We start from the raw sequence: 26,563 nt of genomic DNA on the forward strand, positions 1-26,563 counted from the left end.
GACAGGGCCAACATGGGTGATGCTGAGAAAGGGGTATTGCGTGATTACTCGCCGCGGATGATCTTGCCGATCTCTCCGCCTTGCGCGCCAATGAAGGCATACGAGTTCTGGATCTGCGGCGTGCGCTGAACTGCATCGCGCACCAGCAGCGCCGCGAACTCCCGGTGCCCTTCACCGATCAGACGCTCGGTGTAGCGCACGACGCGATCGAAGTTGTTTTCGTTCGCGCGTGCGGCAAGCGCGGCCGCGATCGCGTACAACGCCGAAGGCGTCGTCGGAATCATGGCCGTGTCGGGCGCGAGAAGAATCGCGTCCGGATTCGGCAGCTCGCGGAAGATCTGGAGGAACGCGACCAGTTCCGTCGCGGCACCCTCTCCCACCGAACCGGCGTAGGAGATGTGCTCCAGGTGCTTGGGGACTACTTCCATGGTTCTCGCCACGAACCCCCAGCTACGCGGGCTCGGTGCATTCTCGATATCGCGCGACGTCTTCTGCACGGACAGCAAGTCCGGACGGAAGCGCAGGAACGCGATGAGTGCCGGCGGGATGTTTTCGCGCACGGCCCACTGCGTCCAGTCGTCGATGGTCGGTTCCAGCTCTACCACCGTGGCGAAACGCGAGATCACCGGATCGAGAATCCCGGAGACACCGGCGTTGTCCGTGCGGCGGTTCGTGGCCGCGAGGAACGTGACCTGCGGCGGCAGAACGTGCTCGCCGACGCGCCGCGCGAGCAGCAACTGCATCTTCGCGGCTTGCACGGCGGGCGAGGCCTGCCCAAGGTCGTCCAGGAACCAGATGAGCGGTCGTCTGGCAGTCATCGCTCGTTCCAAATCCCCGAACGGCAGGAACTTGGCGGTCGCGCCATCGGGCGAGGGAAACGGCAACCCTTTCGAGTCGGTTGGATCCTCGACAACCGGGTGACTGATGAGCAGTTCGTGATCAGTCGCATGCGCGGTCTGTTCGACGATATCGCTCTTGCCGATGCCGGGGCGGCCAGTGATGAGCACCGGCAGACGCTTCGGCACGTACAGCGAGAGGAGTTCGGTGAGTTGAGCGGGCGTGACTTTCATGATGGCTTCCAAAGAGAAGCCCCATAAAGACTACGCCCGTAGGGACGTGGTCCCTGTGGGGCAAGATATGAAAAAGCCGGCTCGTGGCCGGCTGGGTCGATGCGTCAGTGACGCGGGTGATAGATGCAGTGTAGGGGTCGTGGGATCAGTCAATCCGTGGAAAGGTCACTATTTCATAGCGCCTTAAGCCGCCGTGTCTGCGCGAGCGGTGAAAAAAAACCCGGCACGATGGCCGGGTTGGTCGAAAGAGAATCAGCTTGCGCGCTGTTCAAGCGACACGCGCGCGTAGGCGAGCGTATCGTCGTTTGCGCGAAGCGATACCTGCAAATGCCGAACCGGGTCAGCGAGCGCATAACGCACGCTAGTGCCCTGCCGCACGCTCACGATCTCGGAGAAGCCTTCTGCGATCGTCCTGTCCACCCATTGCGCACCGGTCACGACTGCACCGTCTTGCATGCGGATGCGCGACATTTCGGCCGCCTCGCGAGCGCGTGCAACCTCGCGGGCGACGCGCCTTGCCTCGCGTTGCGAGACCGACAGCGCTTCCCACTCTGCCTGCTGCGTGGCGTCCATCCCCGCCAGTTGGAAGATGGCGCGACACCGAGCCGCGGCGCGAACGCCGATGAGCTTGATGCCGAACACCTCGCGGACCGCTTGCTTGGTCGCGCGGTTGGCGTCGTCTGGCCGGTCCAGAATGCTGAGCAGATAGGACATGTCGGCCGTCTGCACTGCTTTCGCAAACTCGTTGGCGAACGTGTGCGTATGCCTGCCGTGGTCGAGAAGGGCCAGTTGCGAGTCGAGCTGGAAGCGGCGTGCGCTGATACTGCCCGACTTGCGTGCTTGCTCCAGTTCCGCCAGCCGGTTGTCCCGCGCGCGGTCGGCGAGCGTACGCCGCAACACTTCCGCGAACTGGCAGGTTGGCAGGCCGACATCGACGGGCTTCAAGTACGCCTCAGGCAAAGGATGCGCTTCGAGAATGCCCTTCGCGTACAGCAAGTCGTCGACTTCGACCGTCGTTGGCGAGTTCGGCACGAGACCCATCAGCATCGCGAGCAGCGCCGCATTGTCAGAGGTGATGGCCTGCTTCGAATGACGCATCACCGTTGCCAGCGGCACGAGCTTCGCGAGCGGAAGCGCCCCACGCAACTCCGGCACCGCTAGAAGCGGCTTGGCCCATTGCAAGTCGGAATCGAACTTCGACAACGAAGCGTAGTCATCGATCACCGCCTGCGCAACGGGCTTTCCCGCGGCGAGCGCGTAGGCCACATGAACCTCGTGCCGACCGTTGCACTGTCGATTGTCCAGCACCGGGCCGGCGTAGCGAAAGCCGAACCGACGCTCGGACTCGCCCTGCAGCAGCTCGAACAGGTCCAGCCCGCGACGGCCGCTCTTAGCCGCCTCTTCGTTGGCTTGCGCCACCTGATCCGAGGAGAACAAATACAGCGGCTCGCGTGCCAGATCAAAAGCCAGATAGAGCAGTTGCCAGTGCTGGCGCCGGATTTGCCACGCTTCGAGCGCGGCGAACGACGGTCTGAAGTAGGCCGCGTCGATCTCGTCGATGAGCGACAGGAAGAGGCTTGTCGCCGTTCCAGGCCGACGAACGGTCAGCGTGCCGTTATAACGAGTGACGATACGGAGTGGCTGACGAACGTAAGCGCGATCTTCGCGGCGTCAACTGCTGCGACGCTCGCGTCGTCTCGCAGGAAACGGAGCACTTCGAGCATCGTACGGAAGGAATGGGCGGAGCGCGAGAAGGAAAGCTGATACATGGCCGATTGCCTCGGAAAAATTGCGGGCAATCGCTCCCTGTCGGGTCGATGCCCGGCAAGGGTTAAGTGCGCCAAAACGGGCGCGGATAAGAGTTGAGAAGCTATTACGCCGCGTCGATTAGACGGGCGATCAGACGCGCGAGCGACCACGCGTGGTCAGTCGAAAACACCTTCGCGCGAAGCAACGGCATGATCGCGTAGGTCCGGTCGAGCGAGTCGCTGAGCTGCGGTCGGCTGACGAAGTCCACATGAACGATCCACCCTTCCGAGTTGCCGATGCACACAGACACGGAAATCCGGTCGTGTGACGACGGCTCGGGCCACGGTCTGCTGTGGCGCGCTCCGTACATGGCTTCGTTAGGGTCGTCCTGCAGGTTCGCGGGGCAAAGCCACTCCGGTTCGAGCTCCGTTCCGCGCACGAAGCGGCACAGATCTTGGAAAACCTGATCGACCGTCTTGCCGTCGGTGTCCAGCCGGGCGACTGACTTGAGATCGACTGCACCATCGGCGGTGATACCGTTGCTAACAGCGCCCGACAGCACATCGGCGTTTGCTTGAGACATAACCAGCTCCTGAAATGAAAAACGCGCCCGAGGGCGCGTCAGAAAAAAAGAAGTCGAAAAAAAACCGCACCCCGGAAGGTGCGGCTTTGTCTTTGGACTCAGCTTGCGCTGCGTCGAATCATTTGCCCCAATCGCGTTCGCGATCGGCTTTGCGGCCGTTGTTGGACGTCCACATGAAAAAAGCTGCAATGGACACGCCAAGCACTAACGTAAAAATTGATGCACCCATTTCACTCTCCTTTCATTGCGTGATAACCCGCGTACCACAATACTACCCCAAGCGACGCGAGAATCGTTGCACCCACGACAGTCGAGAGGTTCCACGACGACGCGGAGTGGACATAGCCTACAGTGCCGCCGATAGACGCAGCCGATAGCGTATGGAGGTATCGCCCGTTTTGCTGGCGTTGATCCTTCGACGGCGTCGCGACCGCATGCAGGATTTGGCGAATTCCTGGGGGCGGGTCCGCAGGAAGAGCAACCACATATCCGCCGTTGACGACGGGCGTGACCGGCAAGACGTGCCCTCTGTACTCCAGGCTGAACGCCGGAGAACACTCAGACTCGTCCTTCTTGCTCAACAGTCCGAGCAATCGCGGAGCCAAATGAACCTGGCCTGTCGCGGGATCGAGCGTCACTCGGTCCACGATAGTGGTTCCGGAGCTGTACTCAATCTTCACTTTCGCCAGTTTCATCGACGACCTCCGCACTTCAAGTCGATGCCACCGGCCAAGCGCAGGCCGTCAAGCATCGCTCGGTAGCCCGCGGGCGTTTCAAGTTGGGTCAGCGCAACGTGGTTCTCACCACCGCCCGTCAGGTCGGAGCGGCCGCGCCGGGTTCTAAAGCTCAGCGCGACACCGGAATCGCCTCGACGCTCGAGCACGTCGACAAACAACGTCTCCGTGCGCAACGACACCCTTACCGCAGCATTGCCGCGGCGCGTATCGGTGACGATTTCGTGCGCATGCGCTGGGAGGCGCAAGTCCTGAGCAACGCGTCGCAGAACGCGCGTCGCATGACGTTGCAGAGCCGCTTTCGCGCCAGCATTGGCGCTGCTGCGGTCTGCATAAAACACTCGGGGAAACTTCATGGTTGCCTCACAGTAAAGACGAGGCAGGTCCCTTGCGGGGGCCTGCCCCGCAAGGGTTCGCGCGGCTTTCACCGCGCTATCGAGATTGATAGAACCGCACGAAGGCGGCGTTAATGGGTGATCCGGTAGCCGGACCCATTCGAGACGAGAAAAACCTGCTGTCCGGGCGCGAACTGCTGGTCATCGACCTGCGTCACGACAACGGTTTGGCCATTGGCGCGGCGAAGGAAAACTTCCACGCCGCTATGGCGAGACATTACGGAACTGACGCGCTGTGCAATCAGCCCCGAAGCGGAGCCTGACAACGCACCTGCGATGTAGCGGCCGCGACCATTGCCGATGACTTGCGAGCCCAGGAAGGCACCCGCTGCTGCACTGACGATCGACGAAATGCCTGACGAGTCGGAATTGCTTTCAATCGTGATCGGACGCACGCGCAGGATGGTCGCCTGCTCGAATTGCCCGATACGTTGAACGTCGTAGCGCTGATAAGTGTTCGGCGAACCGAAGTCTGCAGTGGCGCAGCCTGTCAGAACCGAAAGAGGCAACACGGACCAGAGAAACTTGAACATGGATCACCTGAAATGAAAGCGGGGCAATCCATTCCCAAAGGGCTGGTTTGCCCCAAAGGGAAGAGGAACGAGAAATACGTAGCGGCAAGCTGCGCGAGTCAGTGGGTGACCGAGGCGATTGCCGTCGAGACGTACACAACGACAACGAGAAACGACAGCATCTTTCAGGCTTCGGCGTCCTGCTTGGCGTACCAGGCGAGGCTGCTGAGAGCGTGTTTGAGCATCGGAAACATGGGCAACTCCTGAAAAGGTAGGAGCCGCCCTTGATGGGAGGCTCCCATCAAGGAAAGGTTTGGACCTGAAGAAACGGCGTCCAGCAAACTGCACTGGACGCGTCACTTACGAAGAGCTACGAGGCGGTATGGCTGAGGTGATGCAGTCTGACACGACCGCTTTGCACCAGATGCCGTTCGGCTTGATGGTTGAGCGAAAAGTCCCAATCCACCATCGCCGTGCCGTCGCTCCACACCGAATGAATACGACCGGCGTAAAGCTGCGGCGGACTGGCCTCGACGTCCTGACCGACCACACGCTGACCCCTTGCGGAGGTCGGCAGTGATGGAACAGCGACTACTTACGCAGCGAGCTTGGCCTTGCGGCTCTTCCTCACTTTCTTCACAGGCGGCTTCGGAACTTCGTACCCAAAACGCGCCCACGCGGCCGGGTCCAACGGAATCGGATTTGTGCGCCCCGTTGCGAGGTTCACAAACACGCCCGAGAACGGCACCGCGCCGGTTCGAAACATGGTCCAGAGCATGTTGAATGCTTGGACCGCGATGGCCTGATTGATGACCAGCGACTGCTTGCGCAGCGCCTCGGCCATCGAACAGGACGGGGTCTCGTCTTTTGCATCGAGCTTCGCGTCGATCAGTTCCGGAAACAACTCGCCCACATGCGGCAGCCGTTCAGGATGCTTCAGCGCGTAGCTCTTGCCACAGACTTGACCGATGACGACTTGGCCCCGATCCGTGTCGTTGCCGCAGTCGAGGTAATACGCCCCAGTGTGCTGGGCCGCGCCGACGATTGCAGCTCGAGCGGCACGCGTATCCACGCAGCCGATCACGAGATCGACGTTGTAAAGCGGCTCGCCCGGGCCAAAGCGCCGGGTTTCCGCCCGCCAGTTCGTGCCCATCAGTGCGTTTAGCCGATTGACGATAAGCGAGGCTTTGTACTCGCCCACGTCGTTCGGATAGAAGCCCTGCCGGCCGACGTTGGTTGGGCTGACGGTGTCGTCATCGAACACTGTGCAGTCGATGCTGCCCGGGTGGCCCAGTTCGAGCATCGCGTGGTGCAGCCGTGCCAAGCTCGGGAGCACCGCACTTCCGGTGCCGCCCGCGCCTACAACGACCACATTCCAGCTTCGCTCGAGCATCCGCGAAGGAAGTTGATGTCGGATAGTCCCGTTCATACAACCTCCTCAGCGCGAGCCGCCGCGTACCAACTGCTCGGCACGCGCTCGACGTTCTCGAAGATGCCTTTGGCGCACAGCCGCATCGCCATACTTGGCACCGACGATGCGCAGTTGCCGACGACGAAGGCGAACTTCGTCTCGTGTCGGTCATCTTCGTTGTCTGTCGGCGAGAAGTACGCGGGATGCGCGCCATGCGAGTGGCAGTCGATCACGCGTAGTTCGCTCGCCAGAAGCTCCGGCCGCTCATACTTCAGCGAACCGGTGCCCTGCGACAGCACCTTTACAGGCGCGAGGCGAAACTGCTTCGTTTCGACGTTCCAGACGATCCAAGCACCGGTTTCCAGCGGATGCGCGGCGCGCGCCATCGCGACGAACTCGCCGATCAACTCGGGCGGCACCGCACCACAACGCAACTCGGTCAATTCGGCCACTTTCCCGTACGGGATCGCGGTCGAAACCGTGTAGTGCGCAATGCGGCGAACGACCGAAAGCCACGGCAGGTCGATTTCCAGAAAGACACCGTTCTCGCCGATGAGCAGTCGCTCGCCTGCCGCCTGCATTGGCGCGACCGACTCACGCCGGGGCACCATGACGGTAGGAAACGAGCGTTGAAGCGCGGCATCTGCAGGATTTAAAGCACCAGCATTCATCATCGAACTCCTTGTTTGCCGGCGATCAGCTCAGCGAGGGTAAGGTCCATAGGGACGAGCGCATCTTTCGGGAATTGCTCGCCGTACTTGCCGTCGAGCATTTCTTTCCAGAACGCGAACTCGCCATTCGGATGTGAAACACGTCTCTTGCCGTGGTTCGGGTGTGTGAAGGCCGATTCAAAGAATCCGCCCTCCCAGCCGCTGATCGATTCGATATCGATCCGCTTAGGAACGTGCGCAGAGCCGATGCAGATTCGCCCCCAGTCCCAGGTGTTAAAGTAAGGCGGTTCGTGCAGCTTCGATTCAGGCGTTGGCCGGCTGTCTTCCTGCAGCGCGAACACGGAAAACCCGCTCGAAGCTGCACGGAACACCAACCCCGGATGCGGGACGACCGCACTGCGCCGCCCGATCTCCTGACAGTCGAAGAACACTCTTCGCATCGCCGGTCTGCACCACCACATCACCGCGTCTTGCGACACCGCGAGCACCGTCTCAGGCAAAAATTCCGCCTTCGGCGCCGCGTTCTGAGCCAGCTCACGCAGGCAATCAACAAGCGCCATGCGGTCGATCGGCCTTCCGGCTCCAATCGTCGCCCGGCCGCTCTTGCCCTGCGTCACCGGATGAACGGTTCCGTAGACTGCGCTGCGATCCTGATGACGGTCGTACAGCAAGATGGCGCTGGTCGCCGCGAGCTCGTCGACGCGGTCGGAGCCAATATCAAGCCCTTTCATATAAAACTCCTAGTTATGCCGCGAGACACGCGATGACGCGGTCGAGTTGGCCAAGAATGGATAAGCCCTGCGACCAGTCCGCGTACTGCTTACGGATGGCGTCAGGCGTAGAGGCAAGCGGCGTAAAGCCGAGGTAGGTCGTGCCGTCGCCGGCGCTGGCGAGGTACTCGTAGTGCGAATCGAGTACTTCACCCACGCGGCCGTCGTTCTGCACCGTGAGCGTGGCTGCTGCATACGCACACCGGGGTCGATACTCGCAACCAAAGAGGTCGCGATTACCCACCCGCTGCAGCATCAGCGAGAGCTTTTCAAGCTCCGCGCAGATGCGACGCGTGCGCCCGGAGGTAAAGCGCTGAAGCCGCCTAAGGGCCGCGACGCCAAGCGCCCGTTGAGGCAGATAGCGTCGGCTCTTTGCGTTCCAGCGGTAGACGTCCATGTCGTCGGGACAAAGCTGCGGACGTACAACGGAAGGGAGGTAATGCTCGATCTCCGCTTCGTCGTCGCCAAACCGGTCCGTCAGCATCTCGCGCGCTTCCTCGTCGGTTGCGTTCGAGTCGCCGTCCCAGAACCAAGAGGCGAATTCTCCAAGGAACTCGTCCGGCGTCCGGACCCACATCGTGCGTCCGGCTGCACGATTGATCAGCACCATCGCTGTCGACACTAACCGCGGATGAACGTTGCGAAGCTCGGCGGCACGCCTGCCGATCTCGAAGATGCTCTCCTCTGTTATCTCGATGCCCAGATACACGGGCGAGGTCGGATTGAAATCGCTGCTGTCCTCCTGATATTGGACGACGTCCAATACCGCCTGGACGTCGCACAGTACGAAGTCAAAGCCCAGGCAGTCCAACCGCGGCGTATGACGCTTGGCCCACGCAAAGAAGCCGTGGGCAAGCGCGTCACCCGCGCCTTTGAACCCCGGTACGTCGCGAGGCCTCAGCACACCCGAGTTGAACTGGGCGGCGATGAGGCTGGCGACATCCTTCTCGGCGTTCCAACGCATCACTGCGCGCGTTTTGACGTCCGAGCCGATGGCCGGGAGGCTTAGAAAATCATTGGGAGTTCGACGTCGGGCAGCGGGAGCGCATCGCGGTTGCCAAGGCTCTCCCGAGATAGCGACTTCTGCACCAGACGGGCGAGGATCGAAGAACATTGCTCGATCTCCTTGTCATGAAAAAAAACCGCCCTTCCGGGCGGTTGCTGATGAGAAAGGGCCAAGTCCGGGTCGGACAAGGCTTTAAGGAGGTCGCGCTTACGCATGGACGCGGCAGGCCATGACTGCACCCTTGGCACCGGCCGCGCGCACGAACGTGAAGCGCATGACATCGCCCTCGGTCGTGGGTCCGTCAATCGCCGCGGTCGTCAGCTCCGGGTACTGCGCGGAGTAGAGATCGCGGACATCGTCGGGCGAGAAGGTCGGACCCGGATCGGGGAACGTCACGCCGTTGTAGACGAACTCGCGCGTGAGCTTCGCAACTTGGATAGCCATGTCTGCTCCTTAGTCGAAAAGCGATGCGAGGTTGGTCCCGGTGTTAGCCGGTTCCGCCGATGCTTCCACTGCGGACGATGCGTTTGGGGCGGTGCTCTGCCCTTCAGCGTCGTTACCTGCGTCGTCATCATCGTTGTCCGCATCGGTGCTCGATCTGCCGGGCGCCGGCAATGCCGGCTTGCTTCCGCCCTTAGCCAGCGTCTTGGTCGCTTTGGAGACTTGCGTCGTCTTGGCGGCTTCGAGGATGGCGGTGGTCGCAGCAACCTGCTCGGCGAGCGACGCGTGCGCACCGGTATAGGCTGCGAGCGCGTCGACAAAGCCCGCGTCGAGTTCAGCCGCCATCGCGGTGAGCGCGAGCGGCTGAAGCATGGCGGCGTCTTTTGCCGTGCCTTGCGGCATGACACAGACGACCATCTCGTCGCCCTTCATCTGCAAGGACAACGTGAGCTTCGTGCAGTGACGCAGAAGCGGTTCAATAGCTGCAAACATGGAAAACTCCTGAGAAATATAAAAAGACCGCGCGGAGGCGGTCTATAAAGGGATGTAAATCACGATCGATGCACGGGCGAGCCGCGCGTTAGAACTTGAGCACCATCGGGATCTTGCCCGCGTAGTCGAAGCCTTCGGCCGCCAAAAGCGCGTCGATGACCTCGGACTTGGACTTGCCGAAGACTTTCTTGAAGTTGTCGCCGAGCGCGGCGCGAATGCCCAACTCGTCAGCGACCACCATCATTTCCGACTTCGTGATCAACTCCAGAAACTCCTTGCAGAGCTTCCAGTGCTTCGCGAGATCGAGGTGATGGTGCTTACACAGACGCGTGAGGTGCTGGACGTCGAGGCCTTGAATTGCAGCGACCGTCACGCCGGTTACGGCGTGAGCGATTTGCGCGTCGTCGGCAGCGGTCGATGCCGCAGCCGCTTTCGAGACGTCGCCAGCCGCGATCTGCTCTTGCGTGAGCTTTTCCCAGATGCCAGACAGCGTCTTCTGATCGACGCAGCGCATCTGGTCGGACAGTGCGATCGCAACGAGGTATCGCTGGGCGAGCGCGGGATCTGCACCCACCTCACGGCGCAGCGCTTTACGCCATAACGCCACGCGGTACGCTTTCATCTTGTCCGACTCGGCCACCACCGTCGCCGGCGGATTGCTTGTCGTCGATGCCGCGGACGAACCGGCCGAGCCCTTCGCTGCTGCGGGCGACGCTTTCGCGCCCCCCTTGGCTGCCTCGGGCTTCGGCTGCGTCGCCGCTTTCACCGCCTGCAATTGCGCTGCCACCTTCTTCATGTTGCAGACGGTGCCAAAGCACTGGCCGCGATAGACCTTGCCGATCGAGTCAGGCAGGCCGCTCACCGCGGCGCCGTAGTTCTGGCACGCGTGACACGCCTTCGCCTGCTCTTCACCGACGCCCTTCGGACCGTCGACAGCGAGCTGCACGCGCGTGTGGTTGTCGCCAGCACGCACGATGCGCACGACCGGATATTCGTCGCGCAGGCCGGTGGCCGTCGCTTCGAGCATCTTTTCGGTCTTCTCGTTGTAGCAGGTGCGGTTGGTGCAGTTGCCCGTACCGATGGACTCGCCGAACATCTCGCCCTGCGTGGACGAGTTGTGCGGGCATCCGGCGCAGTCGGCCTTGTCGAAGATCGCGGCCGCCAACGAACAGGCAACCTGTTCGATGGTTTTCTTGACCTCGGCGACCGCCTTGCCTTCCTTGATGATCACCGGCAGCAGCTTGTCCTGCGTCTCTTTTGGGAGCGCAGCAAGCAACTCGGCGTGACCGAGAAGGATCTGTCGCGTGCTGAGCGCATCGAGCACGGGCGTGCTGCAGTTCATCAGCGCGAGACGCTTATCCAGCGTCGCACGGGACCAACCGAAGATGCGCGCAACTTCGTCGCGATCTCCCTTGCACAGCCCAACCTGCTCGGCTGCCGCAATGGCTTCTTCGGCGGGCGACATGTCGGCGCGCTGAATGTTCTCGATGATGGCGAGTTGCTTCGCTTCGACCTCATCGATGTCTCGAACGACGACCGGGATTTCATAGTCTTCGCCGTGCGCCGCGAGTGCCGCCTTGTATCTGCGGCCGCCAGCGACGAGGCTGAAGCCGCCGTCAGCGAGCGTGCGCACGATGACGGGCTGGATGACGCCCTTTTCGCGCACAGACGCGGTCAGCTCTTCCATCTCCGCCGCATCGAAGTACTTGCGGGGATTGACGCTGACCTGAATTTGCTTGAGGGCGAGAGTAGGTTGCTGTTGCATGACAGGGCTCCAGAGAGGGAACCTGCCCCCTTTGGGAGTGGTTCCCAAAGGGTTGAACAACGTGGGCTGACGGAAGTCAGCGCGGGGTCGATGCGTCTATGACGCGGGTGATGGAGTAAAGATAGCGGTTTAAATTGCGGCCACGCAAGGCAAAAGCTCACGAATTCATGCCGTCTTTCACAACCACGCAGGTCTCGGCTCGTTCTCGTCTGCATCCAGCGGCTTGCCCCGCGCCCACGCGAGGCGATGAAGCGAGACGAGGTCCGCCGCTAGCCGTTCTGAATCGGCTGCTGACAGCGCCAGGCCGAGCGAGCAAACATCGCCGACGCCGACCGCAACTTTGACGAACAAGGTCACGTCGCGATAACCCGGCGCATCGAGCTTATTGTCGTACTGGCACGAATGCACTACGTCGTCGTCAGGCAGCGGCGTGTGCGCCGGCTCGTCAGCAAGCCCCCATCGTTTGATCATTGCCTGCAAACGGACCTCGCCATTCGGAAAGTAGCGGTGCACTTCGGTCGCGTGCCGACTGTCCAGCCGGAGAACCTGGATGCAGTGCTCCATCAGATCGTCGTCGAGTCGTCGAAAGTCCGTGAGGCTACATGGAAGTCGTCGCCGTTGTAGAGGCCTGCGAGGAACTGAGCGGCGACGCGGGCCTGCCCTGAGCTTCCCTCCGCCACCTCAACGAGATGGGCGAGTGAGTCCAGGCCCGCGTCGCGATCTTGAGCGCGTATCTCGGCCGCTCGCTGCGCGGGGGTCGTTCCGCCCGCCGCATGCGCCAGGAAGTCGTCAACGGTCTCTTGGAGCGCTTCCGCTAAATGGGCTGGGTCAGTAAAGGCGATGGACCGGGTGCTGGGTGCTTGCGAATCACTCATTGCGTTGTCGTGCGTAATTGACGCGCCAAATCGCGCCCTGTTCGCATGATGCCATGAGTAAAAAAGTGCGCCGGCAGATAGCCGGCGCCAAGACGGCCGGCGCACGAGGGAGACGCCATACCGCGAACCGGAGCGTATTGGCATTGAGGGCCAAATGATGCGGCGCAACGAACACTCGCGCTCGCGATGACGAAAACACCCCGACGCGTGGCCGAACGGTCGTCCGATTACGCGTGCAGGCGAAAAAAAACCCGGCTCGAAAGCCGGGTTGTGATTAAAGGGTATGACGAGCGGCATCCGAGGATGCCGCTAGGTCTCATGCCGCCGCGCCATTCGCGGGCGGCAGCGATCGAGACAGCAAGGTCGTGACTGCTCCTGCCAACGTCCACTCGCCAAATTGCTGCTCGTGGCTTTCATGAACGAGGCGGTCAAGGCACAGCACCTCGACGCCATCGACTTGTACTTTGCCGAGGACGTTCGCGAGCACCGCGCGATTGGAGCCTTCACGTTTAACCGTGACGACGCCCTCCCCGACCACCACATACACGTTTGAGTCTTTCGGCATTTACGCTGCCTCCTTCAAAAATTTGCGCATGTCACCGGACGTTTCCGCCGACAGCAATGCGAGGTCATCGACAAAACGATCTAGCAGGGAGTCCATATGAAGGAAGGTCTCGTCGTCCAGTTCCGGCGTCGCCCAGTCCAGCCCCGCCTGCGTCGCATCACGTTTGTGCGCGACCGTTTGGTCCTGATACTCGTCGATGCTTCCTGGTAAATGAAAATAGACGACTTTCAACACGCCCTTCCGGTTCCATCGCAGCGCGCGCCGCATCGCCTGATACTCGATGCGCCACGTCCACGACGGTCATAGAAGAGGATGTAGTCGGCGTTCGGCAGGTTATAGCCCGCGCGGCCCGATGCCTTAGTGGCCATCAGCCCGGTTGCCAGTCCGCCCAAGAATCGCTTGTCCTTATCGGCCACGCGACGCTTGATCGGGATTTCGCCATGGAACGGGACCGTCTGCACTCCATGCGCATCCAACTCGCGCGCCAGAAGATCGAGCACGCCCGGGTTTTCGGCAAACACGATTGCTTGCTTGCCTTCCGCCGCAATGGCGCGCATGCGCGCGACGATCGCGCGCTGCTTGCTCGTCAGACCGCCGATGTACTCCACGCCCTCCATCCCGAACTGCGGATAGTTGGCAGAGAAGTGAACGGCACGGATACGAGCGAGGATTGTGACCAGATTGCACGCCTTTTTGTCATCGCGCGATGAGCGATACCAGTCAGCGAACTCGTCAGCAGCGCGCAGGTACGCGGCGAGATGCCCGCGATCCCAGTCGACCGTTTCCACCTCAAACTGAGGCGGCTCGATCTGGATGTAGCGCGACACCTCGGGCTCCGCGACCAGCCGCCGCTTGATGTGCGGCGCAAGCATCGCGCGATACAAGTGCAAATTGCCAATCTTCGGCACCTCGCGCTTTGCCCCGTCTTGCAGGCTCTCGGCGAACTGCCACGTCACCCACTCCAGCACCACGAAGTCATCCCTGAATCGATCGACGCCGCGCATCGCGTACTCCACCGAATTGATCCAATTCTGCTCGAGATAACCGACGCGGTAGCCGTACGGCTGCGCTGCCGTTCCATCACCACCGGAGTACGCAATCAACCCGAACGCGTCTCTGGGGTAGTTCGGGATGGGACTTCCCGTCAAAACGAACCGTCGCCGCGCCGAAAGCTGCCAAAGCGCGCGGCTTTGATCGCTTGTCGGATTGGCGAGGCGCTCGCCTTCATCGGCCACCAGCAGGCCAATGCGACGCCGAAGCCGATGGGCATACGTCACCCGCGCGGAAGCGGCCTTATCCACCGGCATGCGCAGGCGTTCGTACGAGATCAGGTTGATTCGCCGGAGGTCAGTGAGATCCGCCGTCGAGTCGATCACCTTCACCTGATCGGTCGCGATCGGCAACTGGGCAATCTCCTTCAACATCTCCTCGATGAGCCGGGACTCCACAACGATGAGGCCGTGCTTCACACCCGAGACGAGGATCAGCGCCAATGCGAGCCGGGATTTGCCGCATCCCTGCTCCCACGCGACGACACAGCCGGTCGGCTTCAACAGCGTTTCGACCAAATCGTCGACCTGAAACTCCCAGTCGAGCCACTGATCGACGCCGAGCGCCTTCACTCGCGAGCGCAGCGCCGCTGCTTGGTCGGGGAAGCGTGCGCACAGACCTTCGTGCACGACTTCCCATCCCTCGCTGACATTATCGACCGCGAACCGCGCATTGAGCTCGTCGACAGACAGGTGATACCAAACGCCGTGCAGCGCGTATCGGTACCGCCCGTCGGCTTCACGATCAAAGTGGACCTCGTCGCCCGCCTTGATGAGCGGACTGGCCCAGCGGGTCGCGTCGACCTTGTGGGTCTCCTTCGCGATGCCAGACACCTGATCTCGCGATCCAGCGCCGGTCGTCCAGGCGACGTGCCGCAGTGGTACCGCCTGTCGCACGCTGCGTCGCATGCGTCTGTTGAAGTGTTCCATGAAGCCGGCTGCGAGTTGCGGCTCGCCACCGACGCTGCGGATTCGATCCAGCAACTGATCGAAGGCCGCGACCGGGTTGTCTTGCACCAGATCCGTTTCCATATCTAGCAACCCTTGCCCCGAGTAACGGAAGCCACGCGGCAGCCGGTGGCCATCGCGCGAGTAGATGCGCTTCACGAGAATCGCGTTAAGCACCATCGCTTCGTTGAAGCCACACGCAAAGGACAAGCGAATGCGCCGGCCATCGTGCGAGACCTTGACCGACTTGTCGCCCGTGACCGGACGCGTGATGAACGGCACGCTGTCATCGAGCTTTTGCAGCCGCAGCCTAGCTTCGCCAAAGGAACGATCCTCGAAGTGCAGCCCGATATCCGGGCCAGGCTTCGCCAGATCGTCGACGACCGCCCGCACGAAGTCAGAGGGACGATCGCGATAACGGTCAAACACCACCACGGCCGTGCGCACGTTCGCGCCTTCGAGCTTAAACGCGTCGCCTGGAAGTTCGAACAGGCCAGCCGCGCGGCGCTTCAAGCGGTCGCCCTGCTCGCCCGCGATCATCGACTCGGCGGTCGTGATCGGCAGGAGCGCGACGACGATGTTCGCCGCCTCCAGCGCCTGATGCACGGCGTAGTCGTGGCTCAACGCGCTGGTGTGCGCGCCGTACCGGCCCCACGTCGTGCATTCCATCGTCTGCAGATGCGGCGACTCGAGATGGATTGAGAACGGCGGATTGATCAGTGCGATATCGAAGCGCGCCGGATGCATGTCTTCCATACCGGCTTGCCGGAACTCGCAATGAAACCCTGCGTCCTCAAACACCTTCTGGCACTGCTGGATCACGTCAGCGTGGACGTCGACGCCGTACACGGCATGGCGTTCCGGGTCTGCGTACTGAAGCAGCCGGCCGGAACCAACCGAGTTATCCAGGATTCGGATAAGCCGATTGACCTTCCAGCCGCTCACGAAGCTCCACATAAACGCCGCAATGGCGTCCGGTGTGAAGAATTGCCCGAGGTGCTGACGCCGTGCCGCTGCCAGTTCGCCCTGATGGGCGATCGACGGCGCCTGCGATCCCAAACTTCTGATTGCGCGCAACGGCTCATACCAGTCCCGCTCGAACGAAAACAGATCTCTCTGCATGAATTGCCTCTAGAAATGAAGAGACCCGCCGAAGCGGGTCGAAAGGAGAAAGCGGTGGACGCCTTAGTACCGGTCGCGCGAGGCGAGATACTCAGCCCCAAACTCAATAATGAAGAGGGACAATGCGTCGCCCACGTCGTGAGCGAACTTGAACTGCCATTTGTCGTTGAACAGCACGATCTCCAGCCCCGTGAACGACAGCTTCTCGCGAGTGGAGAACGTCAGTCGGTGAACGCTGAAGTTGCGCAGTTGCATCGCGAGCGCGCCGAACTGATGCTTCTTCGCGAAGGTCGCCAAGCCGTCGAAGGTTGTGGCGACCGCCTGCTGAGAGGAGTAATAGACCTCGCGTTGCCCCTTCGAATGGAAGCACGACTGAGAGGTGACGCGCTTTTCGAGAATCACCGCGCTGCTGGTGCGCTTGATCTCGGTATCGGGCTTGAGCCAAAAGCCGTTGATGATGGCTTTTGCAGCCTGCTCAAATGCGACTCGCTCGCCAGCTTCGCCGCCGAACGTTCGCTCGAGGTGTTGCCAGAAGCCGTCCAAGTCAGGGACGTTGCCCTTTCTCAGATCCTCGTCGACGTCGAGGCCGCATCGGTCGAGTTCGCGACTCTGGTCGATTTCGATTCTGCCGCCGGCGGGTGCGAACTTGCGACTCGCCTCCATCACAAGCCGCGAGAGCAGCCTTCGGCAGAACGTGCTGAGCTCGCGCTCGGCTTTGTATTCGCTTCGCACTTCCATCGCCGAATACTCGGACAGTCCGGCAGCAAAGACATCGCGTTCCGCTTGAACGACAGCGCCATAGGCTGCTGCTGCCGCGGTTTGTGCCGTCTTAAATTGCTCGATTAATTGCTTGTACATGCGATTGCTCCATGGAATGAGCAGGCGCACGCCCGCGAAGGGGACATGCCCCTGCGGGTTGAAAAAGGAAATTGATTGCGCGGTGAGCTTGCTAGGCTCCGCATCGTCGATGCGCTAGAAGCGCGGGTGATAGTGCAACAGTACATGCCCGAGGTTCCGCCGCTGACACGAAAGGCGATCTTTTCATGGTGTCTTTCGTGCTAAGGCCTGAAAACCTTATCCACAGTTTCTGTGGCTAACCTTGGGGATAACCTCAGCCGCCGCCCGATGTTTGCGATACATCCGCGGTCGGCGGAAAACGCGTGAGCGCGCGCATCCTCCTCGAAAGGCGCAACGATTTCGGTCCCTTTCGCCGGTCCGCCGCTGGCCTGCTGAGATCAGAATTCCGAGGTGCACGCACGTGCGTGCAATCCCTTCGAGCACGTCCATGAAAGTAAGTCACATTGCGACCATCGCGTTCCTTAGTGCCTCAGCCATCGGCATGACCGGAGCGGTCAGCGTTGTCGCGCGCCAATTCACGATCGAACGTTCAGCCGTTCAGGTCGTTGTTGATACCAGCATCGCTGCACGACTCGAGGGCTTGTCCGACGCGATGGAACACGTCCCGGCCGCTGGCCGTCCGTCGCTGCTGTCGAAATACGGCTTCAGGGACGAGACGGCGCTTGCTGCAGCCCTAGCAGCGCAGCGACGTGGCCTGGACTCAGCAGAGAGACTGCGCGCTGCGGAACTCGCTGCCAACGAAAAACGCTTGGCCGCTTTGCTGGCGGCATGTGGCCTCAGCGCGATTGTCGCCATCATGGGAGCCGTTGCGCTCTACGACGCGCACGTGGCTCGCGGCCGAGTGACGCGCGAAGCCGACACCGTTGCCGCCTAGCGCCGTGCCATCCAACCTCGCTTTACCGATACGAGATGAATCTGATCGTTGTTAGCTTCGAGGACTTCACGAAGGACCCCGCCGGCGCGCGTGCTGACTCGGTACCGTCTCCCGGCTTCCCAGACAGCTGGATCGACGCGTTGGTCGGAACGGGCTCCGTTTTCTCGCGTGATGAAGCAGCGCCCGGCGCTGTAAAGACCATCGGCCTTCGCTTTCCCAGCGGCGAGCACGCCGAGCAGTTTTGCCTGAGCGTACGCAAAGTGGCCAATCTCCTCGGGACCCGGGCACACATCCACAAGGTTCCTGCCCATCAGGTGGACCTCACACTGAGCGAGGCCTCAGGACATCGTGCAAGTGTCATTTGACGGACTCACCGTCGCACTCGAAGACGTTCAAGACAACCCGGCGAGGTACGCACGCCAGCTCGAACGCGCAAAGAAGTCACCGGGCTACGCTGTATGCCGCTGCCAGGAGCGCGTCGCGGGCAGACTCTTGCGCCTCGTTGTGCGACGCTACGGCGCGCTTTTTCATCTCGCAAGATGGCCTGACGACGGGCCCAACTACGACGAGATCTCATGTCCGTTCTATGCCGCGGCGCCCATCAAAGATGGGAGAACGCCCGACGCCCTCAGTGCGATCCAGCAAACGCCCGCAGGGCTGAACGTCAAGCTCGACGCCTCGCTATCTGTTCGAACGCTCGAACGGTCGATACGCGCTGAAGGCGGCTCCTCGCTCACCACCACAACTCGCCGCGCCGCACCGCTCCTCGGGTTTCTGCAACGCGTTTGTCTCGAGGCCAACTTGCACGTCTGGCAAGGAGGTTCTACGCGCGGTTGGAGTCATTGCAACGCACAGCTTGTGGCCGCTCTTGGCGATGGCAAGCTTAACGGTAAGCCCATCCACGAGGTCTTGCATGTCATGCGTCGACACGACGAGAACCAAGCTCAATCCATTGTCGCCGAGTTCAATGCGTTTCTAGACGAGATCACGACCACACCTCAAGCTTCTCAACGCCGATTGGTGCTCGGCGAACTCCGCGGCGTGGTGGCCTCGAAGTACGGCTTCGTCGTCGCGCTGCGTCAAACGAAGGGCACATTCTTCGCCTCCACACCCGTTATCGAATCGGCCGCCGCGTCGTTCAGGTCCGCCTGGGCGATGACGGGTAACGCTAGCGCGCGCGTCGTGATTCTCGCCTTGATCGAGCGGACAAGGGACGGAAATCTTCGGATCATCGACCTTGCGCTGCAACTGTGCAGCAGCAGTTTCGTTCCCTGCGATTCGAGCTATGAGGTGGAGATGGCCAACCGGCTCGTTGCCGAGCGCCGACGTTTCATCAAGCCTTTGAGGCTCGAGGCCGGCGACGTCATGCTGCCCGACTTTCAACTGACCGAAACCCGACAGCCGACGGCGATCGAAATTTATGGGATGCAAGGCAATGAGCAATACCTTGCCCGCAAGAGAGAGAAACAGGTGCTGTACGCGCGCGCCGCAACGCCGTGCGTTGAGTGGATACCGCCGGCCGACCTCGCGTCAGTACGGCTTCCTAAACCGTTGACTTGACGGTCGCTCCTTATAGGGTACTTTGAGCGCATTCTTAGTGCTGCGCAAATGATATGGCCTCGAACTCGTTCTTTCTGAATCGTGCAGTCGCGCGTAACGCCGACTGGCAAGTGAACTACCCCGCGCTGGCGATGGCAAGCACCATTGACGCGGTCGACGAACGACGCAAGCAGATCGTTGTTGCTGCGACGGACCAAACGTCCCTGCGCGCGATGTTCTTCAGCTCCCTCGGTGCAATACTCGACTTTCACGCGACTTGGGACGAACTGGAGCAGTCAGGCAAGGGATGGCTCGCTTTTACCATGCGTTGGAACCGGTGGTGGTTGCCCAATGTTGCTCACGTTGCATCGTTGGAGCGGCACGCGTTCGCACCAACCGACCTCCGTTTCGCGAACCGGGACCTGGGGGTCGCGCCCGGTGATACCGCGTCCTTTCGAGAATTTCTCGATGCCGTTGAACTTCACTATCGTCGCGACGCTGCCATCTCCAGTGTGCTGTTTCCGCCCAACGCCAGCACAGCCGTCGATATCTCGCGCATCGATACGCCCGGGCGTAATTTATAACTGCGTCGATGCGCAAGGTCATTCCGTTCGAAAGGCGAGCCGTCGCCACTAACGCGCTCGCCGGTGCTGAGGCGAAGTGCGTACATCGCAACCTCCGACTTGTCGAACGCGGCGGTATCGTCATGTGCGCCGATTGTGATGCCACGCTCAGTCCTTTTTGGGCGCTGTCGATGCTGTCCGAGCAGTACGCATTAGCGATGGGGCACATCGACCGGCTCAAATCTCGCATCCAGCTCGCCGACGCACGGATCCTGGAGCTATCGCAGGAGCTCGATGCGATCTCGCCGGGCGAAAGAAGCCTGAATAAGTCGTCTACCGACACTTGACCAACCGTCGAACAATGGTGCAATAGGGTCACCAACGACTTAGGAATGCACCATGAAACGAAACTTCGAATGCGGTCACAGCGGCAAGGGAAAATACTGCCACGCGTGCGCAGCTGCTGAGAACCAGAAGGCACAGCGCCGTCTCGCGCTCGAGGAGAAGCGCACTGCGAAGCGCCTCTCGACGATCGACGATCCGATCGACCTATCCATGGTGCGGCACCTGTCGGCCGTACAACGAGAGGCAAGAGACCTGCTCGCGAAGGTCAGTAGCGGCGTGCATCCATTCTCGCTCGACGGAAAGTACATCAAGTCCTCGGCTGGCAAGCTGGTTTCCGTGCCGGTCGGCCGATCCTATCGCCTGCTCTTTGACGCCCCATCGCTCGCACCGCTACGCCTCGTCAGTCACGAAGACTACAATGGGATTGCGGCGAACCGCGTAGCGGCATGACGTTTTCCGACTGACGCCTTGCGCCGTTATCCTCTCAAGGAGGTACTCGCGATGAAGGTCCGTCCAGATTTGGCGTTGAGAACCGCGATCAACGCACTACGCGACATCGTCGAAAGTAAGCGCATGCCAAACGGCATCCCGCTAAGCGACGACGAACGCGAGTTGCATCGACAGTCTGCCGATGAACTCGAGAAGCAACTGATGGCACTGGAAAGACCTAGTTGGCCGGCTGGAAAGGTGACTTTCGGCGAGCGCGGTCAGGCGCCCTCACGCCGGTCGCTATAATTCACGGCGGCTTACAAAACTAGAACCGCCGGCGAGCCGGCGACAGGACAGCGCCATGACTGACGAACTTTTTCCCTGCGACCATTGCGGCGGAAAGTGGTCTTTCGGATTCTCCCAGCGATTAGTCGGCCGTCCGTCGGCTCCGAAGCGTGACTTCGCTGGCCTTGGCAACAGCCTGGCGCCGCCCATGCAAGACATGGAACCGCGCTCACCGTACGACGTCCCTTACGAGAAGGTCTGCTGCATTTTCTGCGAGGAATGCGGGATGCAGACGCCTTGGATACCGATCGGCAACGACCGCTACGCGGCACTGGATAAGGCCGGCGAGATTTGGAATGCACGGATGCGGCGGCCAAAAGCCACCGAGGGAGATCTGCTTCAGCTTGTCAGGAAAGAAATTAGCGCGGTCGACGCTGCTTACCTAATTGACCTTCTCTCGAGGAACGAAGACGACTGGCAGAATCGCGGGCCCATCTTTCAAATGCTCGCCAAGAAAATCGTCGACAGCAAAGTCACAATGAGCGAGTTCTGGCCAGTCGACACAGTCCTCCGCGATGCGGCGCGATATCGAAAGCTCCAGCAGCTAGCGAAGCGCATATATATTGACGGAATCGCTTCGGTCCAGTTTCCCCGGATTCCCGCGACAGGCGGTGACGAAGGCAACTTTGAGAACAGCGTCAACGAGGCGGTCGATGACCTCCCCGACCGCAACCGCTGGTGACTTGACTTCGTTTAGCGACGGTCATACTGAGTGGACCTAGCAACTACACACGACAAACAAGGACCGTATATGTCGCCCATTCAGTACATCGTCGTCGCCTACCGGCTCCGCAACAAACTCGCGCCGCAGCTTTTAACCGTGCTCGCCCTCGGCGTCATCCTGACGTATCACGCCATGACAAGTCCGCAGTTGGGCTGGCTCTTGGGCTGAAAAGCGCATAGAGACGCTCCCCGGAGAGCGTCCCGTTTTTGTAGCGCGAAAAACCAAGTCGTTGAAATTAAAGAACAAAACCACTGTTACAAAACGTGCCGAATATGCATATCCCCCTTATTCGGCACGCTTTTCGCATTGTAAAATGCGGTATAGGCCCGTTCTTGAGATGCCGAGCGCGTTCGCGGCTGCCTTTTTATTTCCATCGCTTGCAGCCAGTGCCTCCTGGACCTGTTCAATTGTCGGCTTAGGCGTCTTCAGTCGTCTCTGGACAGAATAGCTGGACAGATAAGCACCGGCCTTTTGCTCTTTGCTATGGCCGGCCGCCTCAACCACGGCTTGCATCGCTTCGCGGTGTAGCGCCGGGTCGGCCCTCTGTTCGCTGCCTTTGATCGGCGCAGGAACGCCGGTGTACTTTTCAAACATTTGCTGCAAGAACTGATGCCTTAGGCCGTGGCACGTAACGCCCAAGCCAGACTTCGTTACACCATGGCGTTTGAGAACCGTATAGAAGTGGTCCTTCCACTGAGTCTTGGTATAGCCGTCCGGGATAGTCGAGCCAGTAGACCGGTTGGTATGTTGAGCAGCTTCAAGTAGGACATCCAACTTGAACTCTATCGGCACCACACGAGCACGACCACCTTTTGTGCCGTGGACCACGCTGAGCTTTCCGTCTTTACGGACTGCGTCTTTCGGCCGCAACAGGAGACTCTCTTCGACCCGTAAACCGAAGGCCGCCTGCAGCTTCATTTGCACAGCGACCACGGGCTCCGTCTTTGCGATTTCTTGGATGATGGCTACCGCGTCGATCCCCTTGCCTTCCCATGACTTGTCCTCGGTCGCCACAGATGCGCGCCGAAAGTCGTGCTCGGCTGGATCAATGTACTCCGACATTTTTTTGACCAGGTTCCGCTTGTTGATCCAGTTCGAGAACGCGCGGAAGTACGTCAGCTTGTTCTCGATGGTCCCGGGACTCTGGCCGTCCTTGTGCCATAGGGCCACCAGCTTTTCGATGTGCTTTTCCTTGAGCGCATACGGTGTTTGTATCGCGTAGCCGATCTGGCGCAGCTCAACAAACGAACGGCAAAGCTTTTGCAGTCGGGGTTCCTGTGTCCCGACCGATATCGGCTTATTGCTAACACGGGTACGGCTGTGAACACGATTGACGTTCGGAGTGAAAATCTTTTCAAGTGCATCCCGGAACGCGGGGGGAAGCTCAGGATAGCCCGCAACGATGCCTTTCACATAGACGGTTACTGTCATTCGGATGCTCCTTCCTCGTTTGTTGATTGCCGCGTCTCGGCCACCGAGTACATTGCTCGGCCCCTCTCAAATGCCATTTCCAACTGGCATGACCGCGGAAACCCTTTCGGGACTCCGCCACCCGCGCACGTGCCAGAAATCCATCCAGCTATCGCCGCATGCCGGAGTGCTCTTCGCCTGGATCGCGTATCGTCGAAACCGTAGGTAATCGACAGCCGCCACAGAGACCACGCAACTTCAGCCTCGAAGGCGTGATCTACCGGCGTGAAAATCCGACGTCGTTGGCTTCGCTTCGGGGCAGTTGAGAAGTGCTGCGGCTGTGCTCCATTCCCATGGCCTTCGTCTTTGCAGCGCCTCGGTGCTACGGTGGCGAAGTTCGATACCTGTTCTTCCCTAGGCGTCCACGCACATAGCAATCGCGTCAATGCATCAGCGCCTGACGTGCTGATCATCTCAGCGCACATCAGCGCTCGCATTGGTGCGTTATCGGTCCAGCTCATACGACGCGATGGCCATGAAATTCGAGGCGAGTTCTGCTCCTGAAACGTCAATTTTTTGCGGCTCTAGCAAGCGCGTTCTCCTTATACGCTGACGAGTCAGCAACCCGTGCTCATCTATTGAGCGGTGTCCTTTCCTGCCACCGCGCCGCATACCTCAGGAGCCTATCCCCGGGTCTGGCCGCACAGCCGCTGCGTAGCCCCGCCGGGTCCTGCCTTCCTGTCCTTTAGCGATTCCATTCGATAGCCCCGCACGTGGAAGAAACGCGCATCGACCTCCGTACTGCTGCGTGCTGCCAGTCGTCACGCTTCGCGTGTTGACTGCCGCTGGCTTGCTGCTGGAGTACTTCCAACGCGGGCCCGCTTCGCGGAATCTCTCGTCGTTGTGTATCTCCTGCTGCTCCAGCAGTCGAACCGCGCACCGCTAAAACTGTGCGATTCGGCTATGCCGCTGCCACGGCTACCGCGCCGGCCCTAGACGCGCTGTTGCGCGCCGGTGTGCCCCGTCTTTGCGACGGCACGACCTCGGCCAAGTGCTCGGTAATCTTTTTGCGCTGCTCTTTTTCCGGGTGCGCCGCCCGTTCGTCTTTCGTACAGGGAGCAACTCGCCGTGTCGGCCTAGCTGGTCCCCCATCCCAAAGCGCGTTCACTCGGTCGCGGTGTATCGGACCTCATGCAACGTACCCAACGTCGTGTGCTGTAAGGATGCGTCCATCCTCCTTGAGCTGGAAAAAGGGCAGCCACGGACAAGTGTCCGCGCGCTCCCAATCCGTCTCATCTCGGACACTCGGGCAAAACCGCCCGCAAACCCAGTGGATATCGCGTGTCCAGCGTCCTCACTTTGGGTCGCTTTGAACTTGATTAGATTAAGAAAAAGGCCGCTTCAATTTGCGGCGGTGACAGAGGGGGTTTTCGCTAGGCAAAGCGGTCCCCTAGATGGTCCTTTTCAGGAGGGTCGATGCGCATGCGCGCGGTTGGTAATTAAAAGAATACCGGCGCGGTGGCGATGCGAAGAGTTAAAAGCTGCCTAAATGTTGCGAGCTTTTGCTTCCTTGACGTTGCGCTGCGATCTGTAGAGTTGGACAGGCGTAACTGGGACTTTTCCTACCGATTTCGTCTCGATAACTGACAGATTGAGGCGCTTCACACGGTTGATTCGCCATCTCACCGTTGATGGAGAGCTAACTGGCAGTTATCCGGACGTTTCGACAAAAGGAACCAGCGCGCACGCCCGTCTGCCACTTTTCTGTCAGATAACTAGCAGATGGGTTGAACCTATCGAATTGCTCTGGAGAGAGAATGAACACCATGAAAGTACATGCACCCGTCCTCGCTGTTGACGTCGGATATGGCAACACTAAGATCGCCTTCCGCAACGGCTCCGACGTGTCGACCTTTATGTTTCCGTCGCTGACCCCGCCGTACAAGGCGCACACGATCGCCAAAGAGAGCGCGGGTTTGATCACGACGCCCAAAACTGTCGCGGTGGACGTCGAGGGAAAGCGCTATCAGGTCGGTCCCGGCGTGCTGTTGAGCTCGCGAAACGGCGACGCGGGGGCGACACTTAACGACGACTATTGCACGACTGCCAGCTATGCCGCGCTGCTGGCCGGTGCGTTCCACTTCGCGAACATCGCATCGGTCGACCGCCTGGTTCTTGGCCTGCCGATGAGGAATTTCCACACCCACGTTGCTCATTTGCGCAGTGCATTTGCTGGTAATAATGCATACGGCGACGTGGAGTTCGATGTGGGCAGCGTCATCGTGCTTCCGCAGCCGCTCGGCGCATTGGTCAACTTCTCGCGGTACCACGAGTTCGACAAGGAAGACCCGCACCTCATTATTGATGTCGGCTACTTCACTACGGACTGGTTGGTAGCAACCGGGCTGACGATCGACGAAGAGCGCAGCGGCGGCCACCACAGCGGCGCGTCTCACTATTACGAAGCCATCGCCGCAGTCATCAAGGAAAAGCTGCATATCGACACGCAGGGGATTGAGCGGATCGACAAGGCGCTTCGCACGGGATCCACTCTCCTGCTCAACGGGAACGACTATGACTTGCAGGATTTTCTGCCGGCGGCGCAGACGGTCATCGACGCCGCGGTTAAAGCTATTCAAGCAGGCGTGAAGAACACAGTGGACATTCGCTCCATCGTTCTAACTGGTGGCGGTGCGGCTCTGTATAGGTCTGAGATACAAGCGCGGTTTCCCCATTTGAGGATCGACCATATGGCAGAGCCATGCTTCACGAATGTAAGGGGGTTCCTCGCCGCTGGTGAGGCAACGCTGCTGCGCGACAAGAAGCGCAAGGAAGGGGTGCCCGCATGACAGGCGCTTTGGAGATCAAAGTAACAATCAGCGAAATCGCGACGCCAACGTTGTTTGATGCTCTAGTTGCGGTCTCCAATCCGAGGAAACGGGCGGCGCTGCTCAAGCGCTTAGCAGATGACGCTCTGCGGGGCAGCGTCCCGGTTCTTCATGCGGGGGTGACTCCCACGCCGACATCAGCCAACACGTCAGCAACAACGGAAGCTGCAATCGGTTCTGCGCGCAGCGAGAGTCCCGTCGCTCCTAAGCAAATCGCGCCAGTGCGCGATGACCAGCCTGACTTCGACTACGCGTTCCTAGCCGAAAACTTGAACGTAGGGTGAGGCGGAGATAGGTCGAGAAGGCACGTGCCGCTTTCAGCGGCGCTTGCGCTGCCAGATGCGCAGTCGCATGTGCACTCGCCGAAAACTTGACTTCGCCTAATCGATGGCATGATAGGGACGTCTATAGTTAAATCTGCAACGCAACG

31 protein-coding genes and 1 pseudogene are annotated in these 26,563 nt (G+C 60.4%); 11 read left to right on the top strand and 21 right to left on the bottom strand.

Annotated elements, in window-relative coordinates; translation table 11 throughout:
- Positions 1 to 44 precede the first annotated feature (44 nt).
- Together NCR98_RS31685 and NCR98_RS31690 are read right to left on the bottom strand one after the other, a co-directional pair.
- Positions 45 to 1,070: a P-loop NTPase family protein gene (locus NCR98_RS31685; RefSeq protein WP_250528359.1), complete on the bottom strand. Its 1,026-nt coding sequence runs from the start codon at positions 1,068 to 1,070 to the stop codon at positions 45 to 47.
- 252 nt (positions 1,071 to 1,322) lie between these two features.
- Positions 1,323 to 2,336 (bottom strand): hypothetical protein, encoded by a 1,014-nt coding sequence (locus NCR98_RS31690; RefSeq protein ID WP_250528360.1) that lies wholly within the window; start codon positions 2,334 to 2,336, stop codon positions 1,323 to 1,325.
- On the opposite strand from NCR98_RS31690, the gene NCR98_RS31695 reads away from it, so the two are divergent.
- Positions 2,337 to 2,834, top strand: coding sequence for a hypothetical protein (locus NCR98_RS31695; RefSeq protein ID WP_250528361.1), 498 nt, complete (start codon positions 2,337 to 2,339; stop codon positions 2,832 to 2,834).
- A 109-nt stretch (positions 2,835 to 2,943) separates the two neighbouring features.
- Here the strand turns inward: NCR98_RS31695 and NCR98_RS31700 are convergent, their stop codons facing one another.
- The 18 genes and pseudogenes from NCR98_RS31700 to NCR98_RS31780 all read right to left on the bottom strand — a co-directional run bounded on the left by NCR98_RS31700 (position 2,944) and on the right by NCR98_RS31780 (position 17,016).
- A complete protein-coding gene (locus NCR98_RS31700; protein WP_250528362.1) occupies positions 2,944 to 3,402 on the bottom strand; it encodes a hypothetical protein in 459 nt (152 codons plus the stop codon).
- Between the two features lie 230 nt (positions 3,403 to 3,632).
- On the bottom strand, positions 3,633 to 4,097 hold the full coding sequence (locus tag NCR98_RS31705; RefSeq protein ID WP_250528363.1) for a hypothetical protein: 465 nt from the start codon (positions 4,095 to 4,097) through the stop codon (positions 3,633 to 3,635).
- A complete protein-coding gene (locus tag NCR98_RS31710; protein WP_250528364.1) occupies positions 4,094 to 4,492 on the bottom strand; it encodes a hypothetical protein in 399 nt (132 codons plus the stop codon). The genes NCR98_RS31705 and NCR98_RS31710 overlap by 4 nt, the downstream gene beginning before the upstream one ends.
- Positions 4,493 to 4,602: 110 nt before the next feature.
- Complete coding sequence (locus tag NCR98_RS31715) at positions 4,603 to 5,064, bottom strand: outer membrane lipoprotein (RefSeq protein ID WP_250528365.1); 462 nt, start codon at positions 5,062 to 5,064, stop codon at positions 4,603 to 4,605.
- Between the two features lie 574 nt (positions 5,065 to 5,638).
- Positions 5,639 to 6,472, bottom strand: coding sequence for a PRTRC system ThiF family protein (locus NCR98_RS31720; protein ID WP_250528366.1), 834 nt, complete (start codon positions 6,470 to 6,472; stop codon positions 5,639 to 5,641).
- Complete coding sequence (locus tag NCR98_RS31725) at positions 6,469 to 7,125, bottom strand: PRTRC system protein A (protein WP_250528506.1); 657 nt, start codon at positions 7,123 to 7,125, stop codon at positions 6,469 to 6,471. Before NCR98_RS31725 ends, NCR98_RS31720 begins: the two co-directional genes overlap by 4 nt.
- Positions 7,125 to 7,856 (bottom strand): PRTRC system protein B, encoded by a 732-nt coding sequence (locus NCR98_RS31730; RefSeq protein ID WP_250528367.1) that lies wholly within the window; start codon positions 7,854 to 7,856, stop codon positions 7,125 to 7,127. Before NCR98_RS31730 ends, NCR98_RS31725 begins: the two co-directional genes overlap by 1 nt.
- Positions 7,857 to 7,869: 13 nt before the next feature.
- On the bottom strand, positions 7,870 to 8,859 hold the full coding sequence (locus NCR98_RS31735) for a PRTRC system protein F (protein WP_250528368.1): 990 nt from the start codon (positions 8,857 to 8,859) through the stop codon (positions 7,870 to 7,872).
- 41 nt (positions 8,860 to 8,900) lie between these two features.
- Positions 8,901 to 9,116, bottom strand: coding sequence for a hypothetical protein (locus NCR98_RS31740; protein WP_045463750.1), 216 nt, complete (start codon positions 9,114 to 9,116; stop codon positions 8,901 to 8,903).
- Positions 9,109 to 9,345, bottom strand: a complete 237-nt coding sequence (locus NCR98_RS31745; protein ID WP_045463747.1) for a PRTRC system protein C — start codon at positions 9,343 to 9,345, stop codon at positions 9,109 to 9,111. The genes NCR98_RS31740 and NCR98_RS31745 overlap by 8 nt, the downstream gene beginning before the upstream one ends.
- 9 nt (positions 9,346 to 9,354) lie before the next feature.
- On the bottom strand, positions 9,355 to 9,834 hold the full coding sequence (locus NCR98_RS31750; RefSeq protein ID WP_250528369.1) for a PRTRC system protein E: 480 nt from the start codon (positions 9,832 to 9,834) through the stop codon (positions 9,355 to 9,357).
- 88 nt (positions 9,835 to 9,922) lie between these two features.
- Positions 9,923 to 11,599, bottom strand: coding sequence for a PRTRC system ParB family protein (locus tag NCR98_RS31755; protein WP_250528370.1), 1,677 nt, complete (start codon positions 11,597 to 11,599; stop codon positions 9,923 to 9,925).
- Positions 11,600 to 11,776: 177 nt separating this feature from the next.
- On the bottom strand, positions 11,777 to 12,070 hold the full coding sequence (locus NCR98_RS31760; protein ID WP_502799831.1) for a hypothetical protein: 294 nt from the start codon (positions 12,068 to 12,070) through the stop codon (positions 11,777 to 11,779).
- Between the two features lie 42 nt (positions 12,071 to 12,112).
- Positions 12,113 to 12,771, bottom strand: a pseudogene (locus tag NCR98_RS33710) (DUF7673 family protein); the annotation flags it as partial.
- 19 nt (positions 12,772 to 12,790) lie between these two features.
- Positions 12,791 to 13,039, bottom strand: coding sequence for a hypothetical protein (locus tag NCR98_RS31770; RefSeq protein WP_008343155.1), 249 nt, complete (start codon positions 13,037 to 13,039; stop codon positions 12,791 to 12,793).
- Entirely contained in the window at positions 13,040 to 13,270 is a 231-nt protein-coding gene (locus NCR98_RS33580; RefSeq protein ID WP_350029544.1) for a hypothetical protein, read from the bottom strand.
- Positions 13,267 to 16,095: an SNF2-related protein gene (locus tag NCR98_RS31775; protein ID WP_350029545.1), complete on the bottom strand. Its 2,829-nt coding sequence runs from the start codon at positions 16,093 to 16,095 to the stop codon at positions 13,267 to 13,269. Before NCR98_RS31775 ends, NCR98_RS33580 begins: the two co-directional genes overlap by 4 nt.
- Before the next feature lie 126 nt (positions 16,096 to 16,221).
- On the bottom strand, positions 16,222 to 17,016 hold the full coding sequence (locus tag NCR98_RS31780) for a hypothetical protein (protein WP_250528373.1): 795 nt from the start codon (positions 17,014 to 17,016) through the stop codon (positions 16,222 to 16,224).
- A gap of 427 nt (positions 17,017 to 17,443) precedes the next feature.
- On the opposite strand from NCR98_RS31780, the gene NCR98_RS31785 reads away from it, so the two are divergent.
- The 8 genes from NCR98_RS31785 (at position 17,444) to NCR98_RS31820 (ending at position 22,003) form a co-directional block, all read left to right on the top strand.
- Positions 17,444 to 17,890: a hypothetical protein gene (locus NCR98_RS31785; protein WP_250528374.1), complete on the top strand. Its 447-nt coding sequence runs from the start codon at positions 17,444 to 17,446 to the stop codon at positions 17,888 to 17,890.
- 35 nt (positions 17,891 to 17,925) lie between these two features.
- Positions 17,926 to 18,255, top strand: coding sequence for a hypothetical protein (locus NCR98_RS31790; protein ID WP_239294677.1), 330 nt, complete (start codon positions 17,926 to 17,928; stop codon positions 18,253 to 18,255).
- Positions 18,245 to 19,450: a DUF1173 family protein gene (locus tag NCR98_RS31795; RefSeq protein WP_250528375.1), complete on the top strand. Its 1,206-nt coding sequence runs from the start codon at positions 18,245 to 18,247 to the stop codon at positions 19,448 to 19,450. The genes NCR98_RS31790 and NCR98_RS31795 overlap by 11 nt, the downstream gene beginning before the upstream one ends.
- A 53-nt stretch (positions 19,451 to 19,503) precedes the next feature.
- Positions 19,504 to 20,013: a hypothetical protein gene (locus tag NCR98_RS31800; RefSeq protein ID WP_250528376.1), complete on the top strand. Its 510-nt coding sequence runs from the start codon at positions 19,504 to 19,506 to the stop codon at positions 20,011 to 20,013.
- An 8-nt stretch (positions 20,014 to 20,021) separates the two neighbouring features.
- The gene (locus tag NCR98_RS31805; RefSeq protein ID WP_077161686.1) at positions 20,022 to 20,339 is read left to right on the top strand and encodes a hypothetical protein; all 318 of its coding nucleotides are present in this window, start codon (positions 20,022 to 20,024) and stop codon (positions 20,337 to 20,339) included.
- 52 nt (positions 20,340 to 20,391) lie between these two features.
- A complete protein-coding gene (locus NCR98_RS31810) occupies positions 20,392 to 20,787 on the top strand; it encodes a DUF7682 family zinc-binding protein (RefSeq protein WP_250528377.1) in 396 nt (131 codons plus the stop codon).
- Between the two features lie 340 nt (positions 20,788 to 21,127).
- Positions 21,128 to 21,793, top strand: a complete 666-nt coding sequence (locus NCR98_RS31815) for a Lar family restriction alleviation protein (protein WP_035968627.1) — start codon at positions 21,128 to 21,130, stop codon at positions 21,791 to 21,793.
- Positions 21,794 to 21,862: 69 nt separating this feature from the next.
- A complete protein-coding gene (locus tag NCR98_RS31820) occupies positions 21,863 to 22,003 on the top strand; it encodes a hypothetical protein (RefSeq protein WP_159462576.1) in 141 nt (46 codons plus the stop codon).
- A gap of 117 nt (positions 22,004 to 22,120) precedes the next feature.
- Here the strand turns inward: NCR98_RS31820 and NCR98_RS31825 are convergent, their stop codons facing one another.
- On the bottom strand, positions 22,121 to 23,266 hold the full coding sequence (locus NCR98_RS31825) for an integrase domain-containing protein (protein ID WP_250528378.1): 1,146 nt from the start codon (positions 23,264 to 23,266) through the stop codon (positions 22,121 to 22,123).
- Positions 23,267 to 25,062: 1,796 nt separating this feature from the next.
- Here NCR98_RS31825 and NCR98_RS31830 point away from each other — a divergent pair.
- Together NCR98_RS31830 and NCR98_RS31835 are read left to right on the top strand one after the other, a co-directional pair.
- Complete coding sequence (locus tag NCR98_RS31830; RefSeq protein ID WP_250528379.1) at positions 25,063 to 26,094, top strand: PRTRC system protein D; 1,032 nt, start codon at positions 25,063 to 25,065, stop codon at positions 26,092 to 26,094.
- Positions 26,091 to 26,417, top strand: a complete 327-nt coding sequence (locus tag NCR98_RS31835) for a hypothetical protein (protein WP_143756413.1) — start codon at positions 26,091 to 26,093, stop codon at positions 26,415 to 26,417. The genes NCR98_RS31830 and NCR98_RS31835 overlap by 4 nt, the downstream gene beginning before the upstream one ends.
- Positions 26,418 to 26,563 lie beyond the last annotated feature (146 nt).

Origin of the sequence: Caballeronia sp. GAWG2-1 (genome assembly GCF_023631405.1) — a bacterium.
Taxonomy (GTDB): Bacteria; Pseudomonadota; Gammaproteobacteria; order Burkholderiales; family Burkholderiaceae; genus Caballeronia.